This window comes from Streptomyces sp. 891-h, from assembly GCF_022760275.1.
Classification (GTDB): Bacteria; Actinomycetota; Actinomycetes; order Streptomycetales; family Streptomycetaceae; genus Streptomyces; species Streptomyces spirodelae.
Map to the genome: position 1 here is coordinate 7,539,744 of NZ_CP050693.1, position 14,637 is coordinate 7,554,380.

The 14,637-nt window shown below is 73.7% G+C and carries 1 protein-coding gene; it reads left to right on the forward strand.

The window, feature by feature from the left end:
• Positions 1 to 20 precede the first annotated feature (20 nt).
• A complete protein-coding gene (locus tag HC362_RS33485; protein WP_243088094.1) occupies positions 21 to 14,636 on the forward strand; it encodes a non-ribosomal peptide synthetase in 14,616 nt (4,871 codons plus the stop codon).
• Position 14,637 lies beyond the last annotated feature (1 nt).

The following is a 14,637-nucleotide window of genomic DNA, read 5'->3' on the forward strand; positions in this document are numbered from 1 at the left end:
TACGGTCCCTTGGAGGTTGTGTGCCCACGGTCGACGCCGGCACGTTTGCCGCTCTCTTCCACCGCCAGGTGACCAAGACGCCGGACGCCGAGGCAGTGCGCTCGCGTGCAGGTTCTCTCTCCTACACCGAGCTGGCAGCACGCGCCGACCGTCTCGCGGGTCGGCTTGCCGTGACAGGAGCGGGTCCGGGAACGCTGGTCGCGGTGGCGCTGCCGCGCTCGCCCGACCTCGTGGTGGCCCTGGTAGCGGTCGAACTGGCGGGCGCGGCCTACCTCGCCCTCGACCTGAGCTACCCCGTCGAGCGGCTGCGCCTGATGGTCGACGACGCCCGACCGGTATGCGTGATCACCGAGGACGGTGGGGACCTGCCCGGTGTGGCGTACGACGGGCCCTTTCTGTCCCCGCACAACGCCACGGACGAGGATGCCGTAGCCCCGCACGACACCGTCCAGGAACGCGCCGCCGGCGGCCCTGCCGATCCGCGCACCACGGCGTACGTCATCTACACCTCTGGCTCCACCGGCAGGCCCAAGGGTGTCGAAGTAACCCATACCGGTGTCGCCGCCCTGGCCGAGACCTATCGGCGGGCCCTGGGTCTGGGCGTCGGCTCCCGGGTGCTGCAGTTCGCCTCACCCAGCTTCGACGCCGCGTTCTCCGAGCTGTGCCAAGCGCTGCTCACCGGGGGCACGCTCGTCGTCGCGGACGAGGACGCCCTGCGGCCCGGCGCTCCGCTGGCCGCCACTGTCGCGGAGTTCGGGATCACCCATCTGACGCTGCCGCCGACGGCGCTCGCCGTCCTGCCCGACGACGCGCTGGGGCCCGAGACCGTCCTGATCACCGCCGGTGAGGCCTGCGCGCCCGCCCTCGCGGCCCGGTGGGCGGCCCGGGTACGGATGTTCAACGGGTACGGTCCGAGCGAGACCACGGTGTGCGCAACCCTCCACGGTCCGCTGCGCGGTACGGGAACGCCGCCGCTCGGCCGTGCCGTCCTCGACACGGACGTGTACGTGCTCGATGCGGACCTGCTGCCGGTCGAGCCGGGTTCCACCGGGGAGTTGTACGTCTCCGGAGCCGGCCTTGCCCGTGGCTATCTGGGCCGGCCCGGGCTGACGGCAGAACGCTTCGTAGCCGACCCGTTCGGGCCCGCGGGCAGCCGGATGTACCGCACCGGAGACCGGGTCCGGGTGCACCGCCATGGCGAACTGGAGTTCGTCGGGCGGGTCGACGACCAGGTCAAGGTACGCGGCTACCGGGTGGAGCCGGGCGAGATCGAGGCGGCGATGGCCGCGCACGACGACGTGGCCCAGGCCGCCGTAGCCGTCCACCGGGACGGTCTCGTCGGCTATGTCGTGCCCAGGCCCGCGCGGCGTGACCGGGAGGCCCAGGTCGCCGAATGGCAGCGGCTGTCCGACACGGTGTATACGGCGGCGGACTCCGAACTCGCGGGCTGGACCAGCACCTACGACGGCCGCCCGATCCCCGGCGAGCAGATGCGTGACTGGCAGCACCACACCGTGGCCCGGGTCCGTGCGCTGCGGCCGCGCCGCGTCCTGGAGATCGGCGCCGGGACGGGGCTCGTCCTCAGCGAAGTCGCGCCTGCGTGCGAGGAGTACTGGGCCACAGATGTGTCGGGTGCGGCCGTCGAGGCGTTGCGGCGGCGCACGGAGGCCGACCCGGAACTGGTAGGGAGAGTAAGGCTGTTCACCCGCCCCGCCCATGTGACCGAGGGACTCCCCGCCGGACACTTCGACACGGTCGTACTCAACTCCGTGATCCAGTACTTCCCGGACGCGGACTATCTCACCGAGGTCCTGAAGGCAGCCCTTGGGCTGCTCGCCCCCGGCGGGAGGGTCTTCGTTGGAGATGTACGGCACCTCGGGCTGCTCGGGGCACTGCGCACCGCCGTCGAACTCGGCCGGGGGAGCGGTGAGGCCGATCCGCGGCAGCTGCGGCTCGCGGTGGAACAGGCAGTGGCCAAGGAGACCGAACTCCTCGTCGCCCCAGAGTACTTCGCCACTGTGCCGGGCGCGGCCGCTGCGGAGGTGCGCCTGAAGCCGGGCGCGCACCACAACGAGCTCACCCGGCACCGCTATGACGTCGTCCTGCACAAGTCGCCGGTGGCGGCACGGGCCGGCGCGGAACTGCCCGTCCTGGCCTGGGGCAGGGAGGTGGGCCGCCTCGACGAACTGGTACCCCTGGCCCCCGTACGTGTCACCGGCATCCCCAACGCGCGTCTGACCGGGGAGGTTTCGGCCGCCCGTCGGCTCGCCGAGGGCCGGCCCATGGCCGAGCTGCGCGAGGCACTGCGGCGAACACGTCCCGGGGCCATCGACCCGCACGAGGTCGAGACGTGGGCGGCACGAGCAGGGGTACGGGCGGTGTGCACCTGGTCGCCGGACGGCGACGACCTGTTCGAGCTGGTCGTACGGCCCGGCTCGGAGTCCGACACCGGGCCGTCGGCCGGCGACGTGGTGGAGAGCCCGGCACATGGGGCCGCGCTCACCAACGACCCGGCCCGGGCTCGCGCCGTCCGGACCCTGCCCGCGGCGTTGCGCTCCCGCCTCGGAGAGGTCCTGCCGCCGCACATGGTGCCGTCCGCTGTCGTTGTCCTGGACGCCCTGCCGCTGACCCCGGCGGGCAAGGTGGACCGGCGGGCGCTGCCCGCGCCCGTGCACGACGACGTTCAGGGGCGCGCGCCGGCCACCGACGGCGAGCGGTCCGTGTGCGCGGCCTTCGCCGACGTGCTGGGTGTACGCCACGTCGCCGCCGACGCGGACTTCTTCGCCTGCGGCGGTCACTCGCTGCTCGCTCCGCGCCTGGTCGCCCGGCTGCGCCGCGCCTCGGGCGTCGAGCTGCCGCTGAGCGCGGTCTTCGACCACCGCACCCCTGCGGATCTCGCCGCCCTGATCGCCACGTCGGAGCAGACCACCCGCACCGCTCCCGCCCTCGTCGCCCGGCCGCGGCCCGAGCGCGTCCCGGTCTCGTCCGCACAGCACCGGCTCTGGTTCCTGTACCGGCTCGACGGCGAGGCCGCGTCCGCCTACCACGTGCCGCTCGCCTTCCGCCTTCGCGGCGCCCTGGACGTCGAAGCGCTGCGAGCGGCGCTCACCGACGTGGTGACCCGGCACGAGAGCCTGCGCACCGTGCTCCCCGAGGCCGCGGACGGCACGCCGTACCAGCGGGTCCTGGACCCCGACGCCGTGCGCCTGTCGGTGTCGGAGGGAGCCGATGCTGAGCGGTGGCTGCGCGAAGCCGCCCGCACGCCCTTCGACCTCGCAACCGAACCGCCGCTGCGCGTTCGGCTGCTGCGGACGCCCGAGGACCCTGGTACGCACCTGCTCGCCCTGGTCCTGCACCACGTCGCCGCCGACGCCTGGTCGTGGACCCGGCTCGCCGACGACCTGGCCACGGCGTACGCGGCACGGCTGGGCGGGGCCGCTCCCGACTGGCCCGAACTCCCGGTGCAGTACGCCGACTACGCCGTGTGGCAGCGGGAGCAGGAGAGCGCGGAGCCAGGCCCCGGACAAGGACTCGACCACTGGCGCCAAGTGCTGAAGGACCTCCCCGACCATCTGGAACTCCCGCTCGACCGAACGGAGTCCGAGAGCGCCGACCACCGAGGCGAACGGGTCGAGTTGTACCTGGAGCCCGAGCCGCTCGCCGCGCTGGAGGAGTTGGCCCGGAAGTCCGGCAGCAGCCTGTTCATGGTGCTGCACGCCGGTCTGGCCGCGCTGCTCACCCGGCTCGGCGCGGGCACCGACATTCCGCTCGGCACCGCCGTGGCGGGGCGCCAGGACGAGGCCCTGGACTCCTTGGTCGGGTTCTTCGTCAACACGCTCGTGCTGCGCGCGGACACGGGTGGCGACCCGTCCTTCCGTACGCTCCTGGAGCGGGTACGCGCCTTCGACCTGGCCGCATACGCCCATCAGGACGTGCCCTTCGAGCGGGTCGTCGAGGCGGTGCGCCCGGCGCGCTCGGCCAGCCGCAACCCGCTGTTCCAGATCATGCTGGTGCTCCAGAACACGCCGGGCGACCAGGCCCTTCGGCTCGGCCCGGTCACAGTCGAACAGGTGCCTGTCGAGACCGGGCACGCCAAGTTCGACCTCACCGTCGAGGCCGAGCACCGCCGGGGCGTCGGCGGTGCGCCGCAGGGGCTCGAACTACGCCTGGAGTACCGGACCGCGCTGTTCGACGCGCAGACCGTCCGCACGCTCGGCGAGCGTCTCATCCGGCTGCTCGCGGACGCCGCCGCCCATCCCGACGCCAGGCTGAGCGCCCTCACCCTTCTCGCCCCGGGCGAAGAGGCCGAACTCCTCGGTACCTCCCTGGAACCGGAGCCGCCCACCACCACCCTCGCCGACCTGTTCGCCCGCCAGGCCGCCCGCACCCCGGAACGGATCGCCGTCACCGACGGTGACGGCGAGGCCGGCGCGCAACTGACCTACGCCGAGCTCAACGCCCGCGCCAACCGGCTCGCCCATCACCTGATCGCGCTCGGTGCGGGCCCCGAGGAGCTGGTCGCCCTGGCTCTGCCGCGCTCGGCCACCCAGATCGTGGCGCTGCTCGCGGTGCTCAAAGCGGGCGCCGCCTACCTCCCGCTGGACCTCGCCCACCCGCAGGCACGGCTGGCTTCGACACTCGAGGACGCCCGCCCGCGGCTCGTCATGACGCTGGATCCGACCGGCCTGCCAGGCAGGGACGAGCCCGACGGACGTCCGCCCGGCGGTGGTCTTCCCGACGTCCTCGACCTGAGCGACCCCGGCACGCGGGCCGCGCTTGCCGCCCTGCCGGACCACGACCCGACGGACGCCGAGCGGGCAGCGCCGCTGCGGCCCACGCACCCCGCCTACGTCATCTACACCTCGGGCTCCACCGGAAGGCCCAAGGGAGTGCTCGTCGCACACCACAACGCGGTACGTCTCTTCGACGCCACCCGCGCCTTCGGCTTCGGGCCCGAGGATGTGTGGACGCTGTTCCACTCCCCGGCCTTCGACTTCTCGGTGTGGGAGCTGTGGGGCCCGCTGCTGCACGGCGGGCGGCTCGTCGTCGTGCCGCCGCACACGGCGCGAACCCCCGACGACTTCCGCCGACTGCTCGTGCGCGAGCGGGTGACCGTCCTCAACCAGACCCCCTCGGCCTTCGCCGAGCTCGACGCCGCCGACGCGGTCGCCACAGACGGCGGTGAACTCTGCCTGCGGCTGGTGGTGTTCGGCGGCGAGGCCCTCGAACCGGGCCGACTCGCCCCCTGGTACGAGCGGCACCCTGACGGCCCGCTCCTGGTGAACATGTACGGCATCACCGAGACCACCGTGCACGTCACCCGGCTCGCCCTGGACCCGGACACGGCCTTCTCGTCCGCCGGCCGCAGCCGAATCGGCGTTCCCCTGTCCGACCTGCGGGTGTACGTCCTGGACGAGCGGCTGCGGCCGGTGCCGCCCGGAGTGCCCGGCGAGATGTACGTCGCCGGCGCGGGCCTCGCCCGTGGCTATCTGGGCCGTCCGGGGCTGACCGCGGAACGCTTCGTCGCCGACCCCTTCGGGGCTGCGGGCAGCCGCATGTACCGCACGGGTGACCGGGCCCGGTGCCTGCGCGACGGGTCGCTGGAGTACCTGGGCCGCACCGACGACCAGGTCAAGATCCGCGGCTACCGCATCGAACCCGCCGAGATCACGGCCGCACTGTGCCGCCACCCCGCTGTGGCCGACGCCGCGGTGATCGTCCGCGAGGACCGGCCGGGCGACCGTCGCCTGGTCGGGTACGTGGTGCCCGCACCGGCCGCCCGCCCCACCCCGGCCGAACTGCGCGGGCACGCGGCCACCCTGCTGCCGGCGCACCAGGTACCGGCCGCCTTGGTACTGGTCGAGCGGTTGCCGCTGACCGTCAACGGCAAGCTGGACCGGGCGGCGCTGCCGCGGCCCGGCGGTGACGGGGCGGGCCGCGAGGGGCGGCGGTTGCCGCGTACCCCCGCCGAGGAGATCCTGTGCGACCTGTTCGCCGAGGTGCTCGATGTTCCCGCGGTCGGTGTCGACGACGGCTTCTTCGACCTGGGCGGACATTCGCTGTCCGCGACACGGCTCGCCAACCGCGTCCGCCGCACCCTGGGCGTCGAGCTCCCCGTCCGCGAGGTCTTCGAGACGCCGACCGTGGCCGGGCTCGCGGCCGGAGTGGAGGGCGGTGCGCGGGCCCAGCGCCCGGCGCTGCGCGCCCGGCCACGGCCCGATCGGCTGCCGCTGTCGTTCGCGCAGCGCAGGCTCTGGTTCCTCGCCGGCCTCGAAGGGCCGTCGGCTACCTACCACATCCCCCTGATCCTGAGGTTGAGCGGGCCACTCGATGTCGCGGCACTCGGCGCGGCCCTGGGGGACGTGACGGGGCGGCACGAGGTGCTGCGCACGGTCCTCGCCTCGGACGCCGACGGCAGCGGCAGCAGGCCCGGCGAGGAGAGCGCCTACCAGAACATCCTCGAAGAGCTCGGCTTCGACCTCGTGGCGCAGGATGTGCGGCAGGAGGAGGTGACTCGCCTACTCGCCGGGGTCATCGCCACCCCGCTCGACCCGACAGCCGAACCGCCGCTGCGTGTACGGCTGTTGCGTATCGCGCCTCAGGAGCATGTCCTGCTGCTGCTCCTGCACCACGTGGCCGCCGACGGCTGGTCGATGCGGCCGCTGTGCGACGATCTCGCGCTCGCCTACCGTGCACGGCGCGCGGGCAGGGCACCCGACTACGCCGCACTCCCCGTGCAGTACGCCGACTACGCGCTGTGGCAGCGCGCACTGATGGATGACGCGGGCGCGCCCGGCGAGGTGTTCAGCACGCAGACCGCGTTCTGGGGGCGAACGCTGCGCGGCCTGCCCGACGAGCTGTCCCTGCCCTTCGACCGGCCCCGCGGCGCGGTCACCGACCACCGCTCGGGCGCCGTCGAGTTCACCGTCCCGCGGGGTCTGCTCACCGAGCTGCGTACGCTGGCGGCCGCCTCGGGGGCCAGCGTGTTCATGGTGGTGCACGCGGCGCTCGCGGCACTGCTCACCCGGCTCGGAGCAGGCACCGACATCCCGATCGGCACGCCGGTCAGCGGCCGCGGCGACGACGCGCTGGACGACCTGGTCGGCCTGTTCGTCAACACCCTAGTCCTGCGCACCGACACCAGCGGCAGTCCCGCCTTCCGTGAGCTGCTGCAGCGGGTACGCGCCACCGACCTGGCCGCGTACGCCCACCAGGACCTGCCCTTCGAGCGGGTCGTGGAACTGGTCAACCCCGAGCGCTCACTCGCCCGGCACCCGCTCTTCCAGGTGATGCTGGCATTCGAGCACGACGAGCTGGCGGTGCCCGCGCTCGACGGGCTCGCGGTGACGGCGGAGCCCGGAGCGCTGCCCACCACCAAGTTCGACCTGACGGTGGGTCTTCGTCCGAGCGGGGACGGGCTCAGCGGCCTGGTGGAGTACCGGCAGGACCTCTTCGACCACACCACGGTGGCGGCGCTGGCCGAGCGGCTCGTACGGCTGCTCACCGCAGTCGCCGCTGACCCCGACCGTCCGGTGGACGACCTCGATGTGACGCTCGACGCGGAACGGGCCCGCCTCACCGGCGAACTCACCGGCCCCGCACAGGAGCCGGCGCCCGACGTGGTGACCGCCATCGGCACGATGGCTGCCGCACACCCGGACCGCACCGCCGTCACCGGCCAGGACCCCGCCCGGCCCGGAGGTGACCTCACCTTGTCCTATGCCGCCCTCGTCGGCCGGGCCAATCACCTCGCGCATCGGCTCACCGCGCTGGGTGCCGCCCCCGAGCGACATGTCGCCGTCCTGCTGCCACGCGGGCCCGAGCTGCTCGTGGCGCTCCTCGCCGTGCTCAAGTCGGGTGCCGCGTACGTACCCCTGGACCCCGAACATCCTGCGGCTCGCCTGGAGTCGACGCTCGCCGCGACCGGTCCCGTCTGCGTGATCACCGCGCCCGGCATGCCACACACCCCGAACCTGCCCGTCGTGTACCCGGACGACAGCGAGACGATCGCCGCACCCGCCTCCGGGGCGGACGAGGACCAGCCGGCGTACGTCATCCACACCTCGGGCTCGACCGGCACGCCCAAGGGCGTCGTCGTCACCCGCGGCGGGTTCGCGGGTCATCTCCGCTGGCAGGGTGCGGAGTCCGGGCTCACGCCCGAGGACACCGTGCTCGCCCTCACCTCGGTCGCCTTCGATGCCGCCGCCTTCGAGCTGTGGCTGCCGCTCACGATCGGCGCCCGTGTCCATGTGGTGGACTCCGAGGTGCCGCGCGACCCCGAGCGGCTGCGCGCCACCATCGCCGAACACCGTGTGACCGCAGCCCACTTCGTGCCCTCGATGCTCGGCGCCGCAGGTCCCGAGCCCATGCCCCCGCTACGGCTCGTCTGCTCGGGCGGCGAGACCCTGCCGGTCGACCTCGCGCGTGAGCTCGTACGCCGCTGGGGCGTCCGGCTGATCAACCTGTACGGGCCGACCGAGACCACGGTCGGTGTGACCCGCGCCTGCTGGGCCGACGGTGACCCCGCCGGAGCCACCGTGCCGATCGGCCGCCCGGCCTGGAACACGCGGCTGCGGATACTCGACCACCGGCTGAGTCCGGTGCCGCCCGGCGTGCCGGGCGAGCTGTACGTCGCCGGGGCGGGGGTGGCCCGTGGCTATCTGGGCCGACCCGGAATGACCGCTGAGCGGTTCGTCGCCGACCCCTTCGGTCCTGCGGGCTGCCGCATGTACCGCACCGGCGACTTGGTGCGGCTGCGGCCCGACGGGAACCTGGAGCACCTGGGCCGCACCGACGACCAGGTGAAGATTCGCGGCTACCGCATCGAGCCGGAGGAGACCGCAGCCGCGCTGCGCGCACTCGACCAGGTCGCCGACGCGGCGGTGGTCGTGCGCGAGGACCGGCCGGGGGACCGGCGACTCATCGGGTACGCGGTGCCGGCCGCGTCCACCTGCGCTGCTTCCCCCGACGGCGCCGAGCTGCGCCACCGTCTCACCGAGCGCCTGCCCGCCCACCTGGTGCCCGCCGCCGTCGTCCTCGTCGACCGGCTGCCGCTGACCGTCAACGGCAAGCTGGACCGGCGTGCCCTTCCCGCCCCCACGCCGGAGCGGGCCCGCGGGGGCCGTGCCCCCCGGGGACCGGTCGAGGAACAACTGGCGGGTGTGTTCGCCGACGTTCTCGGCCTGGACCAGGTAGGAGCCGACGACGGCTTCTTCGACCTGGGAGGAGACAGCATCTCCTCCATCCAGGCCGTCGGTCGGGCCCGGGCGCTCGGCCTCGTCCTCACCCCGCGCGACATCTTCCTGCACCGCTCCGTCGCCCGACTCGCCGCGGTCGTGGCCGCGCGAGCCGCAGAGGAGACGGCCGCCCCGGTGGCGGCGGTGGCCGCCGCCGGCGGCGCGATCCCCGCGACCCCGATCATGCGGACACTGGGGGAGCGCGGTGGCCCCCACGCGGGCTACCACCAAGCACTGCTCCTGCACGCTCCGGCCGACGCGACCCAGGAGCGGCTCGCGGCCACGCTGCAGAGCCTGATGGGCCATCACGCCATGCTGCGGGCGCGGCGCGCCACCGACGGCTCTGTGACCGTGGTCGCGGACGCCACCGCCGAGTTGACCCGCGTCCCGGTCACCGGGCTCGACCGCGCGTCGCTCCGCGATGCCGTCGCCGTCGAAGCCGACGCCATGGCCGGCCGTCTTGCCGCCGCCCCCGGCGTCCTGCGCGCCGTCTGGTTCGACGCGGGACCCGGCGCCCCCGGCCGCCTGCTGCTCGCCGTCCACCACCTGGCCGTCGACGGGGTCTCCTGGCGGATCCTCAGCGAGGACCTCGCCCGCATATGGAAGGACGGCCCGCGGGCGCTCCAGGCGGCCACCACCCCCTTCCGGCACTGGGCGCTGCAGCTCCAGGAGCGTGCCCAGGACCCGGGCCGCACTGCCGAGATGCCGTTGTGGCGCACCATGCTCGCCGCCCCCGACCCCCGACTCGGACGGCGGCCACTCGACCCGGCCGTTGACACCGTCGCGACCGCGCGCACCCTGCACCTGACGGTGCCGCCCGCGGTCGCGGGTCCGGTTCTGACCCGACTGCCCGCCGCCTACCGGGCCGGCCCCCAGGACGTTCTGCTGACCGGCCTGTCCCAGGCCCTCGCCGAGTGGCGCGGGCAGCCCGGTCCCGTCCTGGTGGACGTCGAGGGACACGGGCGCGAGGAGCTGGTGCCCGGCGCCGATGTCACCCGCACCGTCGGCTGGTTCACCAGCCTCTACCCCGTCGCCGTCGACCCGGGAACGGCGGGCCCCGGCCGCGCCCTCGGCCGGGTGAAGGAACAGCTGCGCGCCCTGCCGGACCACGGCGCCGGGTACGGGCTGCTGCGCCACCTCAACCCGCACACGGGACCGGAACTCGCCGCCCTGCCCCGGCCACAGGTCTGCTTCAACTACCTCGGCCGCTTCCCGCGCGCCTCCGCCACAGGCGGCGACTGGAGCCCGGCCGGCGACCTGCCCGGCGGCACCGCGCTCGGCGGCGGCGCCGACTCCGGCATGCCCCTGTCCCACCCGCTGACCATCACGGCAGTGACGTACGACGGCGCGGACGGCCCCGCGCTGCATCTCACCTTCGGCTACCCGGACGGTTTGTTCGAGGAGACCGGGCTGCGCGCCCTCGCGGACCTGTTGGACCGGCGGCTGCGGGAGCTCGCCGCGCACACCGGCAGCGGACACACTCCGTCCGACTGGCCGCTCCTCGCCCTGACTCAGGACGAGGTCGACCATGTGGAGGCCCAGTTTCCCCAGGTGGAAGAGGTGCTGCCGCTCGCACCGCTCCAAGACGGGCTGCTTTTTCAGAGTCTGCACGACGCCGAGGGCCCCGACGTCTACACCGTACAGATGGTCCTCGGTCTGGAAGGCCCGCTGTCGGCGCCCCGTCTGCGCGCCGCCGCGCAGGCGCTGCTGACCCGCCACCCCCATCTCGGTGCCGCGTTCCTGCACAGCGAGCTGTCCGTCCCCGTCCAGGTGGTCGGCGCGGTGGAGGTGCCGTGGACCGAGTACGACGCCGCAGACCCGGCCGAGACCGAGCGGCTGCTCGCCGACGAGCGCACCCGCCGATTCGATCCAGCCCGTCCGCCACTGCTCCGCCTCGCCCTGCTGCGCCACGCAACCGACCGGCACTCCCTCGCCCTGACCCATCACCACCTGCTGCTCGACGGCTGGTCGGCCCCCATCCTGGTGCGGGAACTCTTCGAGCTGTACGAGGGGCTGTCGCACGACGGCGACGGCACCCCCGCCCTGCCGCCCGTGCCCCCGTACCGCAGCTTCCTCGAATGGCTCTCCCGCCAGGACACATCCGCTGCGGCCCGGGCCTGGCGTGAGGCCCTGGCCGGCCTTGACGAGCCGACCCGGATCGCGCCGCCGTCGCAGGGCACGGAAGGTGCCGAAGTCCACCAGGTGGAGACAGAACTCCCCGCCGAGCTCACCCACGCTCTTCAGCGCACCGCCCGCAGCTACGGCCTCACCCTCAACACCCTGGTACAGGGGGCCTGGGCGATCCTCATCGGGCAGTTGAGCGGACGGTCCGACGTGGTGTTCGGCACCGTGGTCTCCGGCCGCCCGCCCGAGATGCCAGGCGTCGAGTCGATGGTGGGCCTGTTCATCAACACGGTGCCCGTACGGGTCAGGATCGACCCGGCGCTGCCGGTGCACGGGCTGCTCGCCGCGCTGCAGGAGCAGCAGTCCCGGCTCATGAGCCACCACCACATCGGCCTCACCGACATCCAGGAGGCCGCCGGACTCGGGCAGCTCTTCGACACCATCGTCGTCTTCGAGAACTACCCGCTGGACAGCGAGCCGCTGCGGGCCCTGGCGCCCGGCCTGCGGCTGACCGGCGTCGACAGCCACGACGCCACGCACTACCCGCTCGGCCTGCTGGTCCAGCCCGGCGAGCGGCTGCGGCTGCGCCTGGACCACCGTGCGGAGGCCGTCGCACCACACCAGGCCCGGCAGCTCGCAACCCGGCTGCGACTGCTGCTCGCACAGTTCGCGGCGCGGCCAGAACTGCATGTCGCCGCGCTCGACCTGTCGCTGCCCGGCGAACACGAGGCGGCCGAGGTGCAGGGCGACGGAGGGCCGCCCCACCCGGCGGTCCCCTTCCCCGACCTGCTGCGCCGCCAGGTTGTGCGCACCCCCGACGCCGTGGCCCTGGTCACCGACGATGAGGAGATCACCTACGCCCGACTTCACGAACGGGTCCGCGCCTTGGCGGACCGCCTGGTCGCCTCCCACGGGGTCGGCCCCGAGTGCCTGGTCGGCGTGGCGCTGCACCGCTCGGCCGACCTCGTCGTGGCGCTGCTCGCGGTGCTCGAGTCGGGCGCCGCGTACGTACCGCTGGACCCGGACTACCCGGCCGCCCGCCTGGCCCTGGTGCTGGAGGACACCGCGCCCGTGTGCGTCGTCACGGACGGCCCCGGCGGAAAGGCGCTGCCCTACGACGGCCCGGTCGTACGCACCGACACCGCACCGGACGCCGCCACGCCCGACCCGCACAACCACGCACGCCCCACACCTCCGCACCCCGACGACCCTGCCTACGTGATCCACACCTCGGGCTCCACCGGCCGTCCCAAGGGCGTGGTCGTCACCCACCGCGGTGTCGCGGGCCTGGCCGCCGGGCAGTCCGGGCGGCTCGGCACAGGCCCCGGCAGCCGGGTCCTGATGTTCGCCTCGGCAAGCTTCGACGCGGCGTTCTCGGAGATCTGCATGGCGTTGCTCTGCGGTGCGGCCCTCGTCGTGACCGACCGCGAAGCCCTGCTGCCCGGCCCCCCGCTCGCCGCCACCCTGTCCCGCCACCGCATCACCCACCTCACCCTCCCGCCCTCGGCCCTCTCCGCCCTGGACGACGACGCTCTGCCGCCGGGCCTGACCCTGCTCACCGCGGGCGAGGCGGCGCCCGCGGACGTGGCCGGCCGCTGGCCACAGTGCACGGTGATGAACGCCTATGGGCCGACCGAGACCACGGTCTGCGCCACCATGACCGGCCCGCTGAGCCCGCACGAAGCCCCCATCGGACGCCCCATCGACGGAATCCGCACCCAGGTGCTCGACGCGTGTCTGCGACCCGTACCGCCCGGCGTGCCGGGCGAGTTGTACGTCTCCGGGCCCGGCCTCGCCCGCGGTTATCTGGGGCTTCCCGGCACCACAGCGGAACGCTTCGTGGCCGATCCCTCGGGCCCGCCCGGCGGCCGGATGTACCGCACCGGCGACCTTGTGGTGCGCCGCCCCGACGGGCAGCTCCACTTTGTCGGGCGCACCGACGAGCAGGTGAAGATACGCGGCTACCGCATCGAGACCTCCGAGGTCGCCGCCGCCCTCGCGGACCACCCCGAGGTGGCCGACGCGGCGGTCGTCGTCCGCGAGGACCGGCCCGGGGACCGCCGCCTCACCGGGTACGCGGTGCCCGCACCCGCCACCGCCCCCGACCCGGCGGCCCTCCGCGACCATCTCGTCGCGCTGCTGCCCGAATACCTGGTCCCCGCGGTCGTCGTCCTCGTCGACCGGCTCCCCCTCACCCCGAACGGAAAGCTGGACCGCAACGCCCTCCCCGCCCCCGAGCTCACCACCGGCCGACCTCCTGTGTCACCGCGTCAGGAGCTGCTGTGCACGGTCTTCGCCGACGTACTCGGGCTCGAACGGGTCGGTGTCGACGACGACTTCTTCGCGCTCGGCGGCAACTCCCTCCTCGCCGTACGGGCGGTGAGCAGGATGAGGTCCGCACTCGGTGCCGAGCCCACCGTGCGCGACCTCTTCGAGGCGCCGACCGTCGAGCTCCTGGCCGAACGCTTCACCCGCGGCCAGGACGAAGGGCCCTACGACGTCCTGCTGCCGCTGCGCAGCCGTGGCAGCCGCCCCCCGCTGTTCTGCTTCCACCCCGCGGGCGGCATCAGCTGGTGCTACACGGGACTGCTCGCCCTGCTCGGCCCCGACCAGCCGGTGTACGGGCTGCAGGCGCGCGGCATCGGCGAAGAGGAGCCGATGGCCCAAAGCCTCGGAGAGATGGCCGACGACTACATCGCGCAGATCCGCGAGCTCCGGCCGTCCGGGCCCTACCACCTGCTCGGCTGGTCGCTCGGCGGCCTGGTGGCCCACGCAGCCGCCGTCCGGCTGCGCGAACAGGGCGATGAGGTCGGCCTGGTGGCTCTCCTGGACACGGCACCGCCCGACGCGCAGGCGCCCGAGGAGGGCGAACTGGAGGAGGGCCCCTTCCTGCTCGCACTCCTGGAGTCCGCGGGCTATGACACCGGCGCACTGCGCGCCGCGGGCGTGCCCACCAAAGCGGAGGCCGTGGAGATCCTGCGCCGCGGCGACAGCGCCCTGGCCGATCTGGTGGAGCACCGGCTCACCTCGATCATCTCCGTCTACCGCAACAACAGCCGCCTGGCGAGCGGTTTCGAACGCCGCTCCTTCGACGGGGACATCACCCTGTTCGCGGCGACCGAGAACCGCACCTCACCCCCGCCCACGGCTGCCCACTGGCAGCCCTACGTGACGGGTACCGTGACCGTCCACTCGATCGCGTGCGAGCACCAGCACATGACGCGCCCGGGCCCGCTGGCGGAGATCGGCCGCACCCTGAAAGACCTTCTTGAGTAGC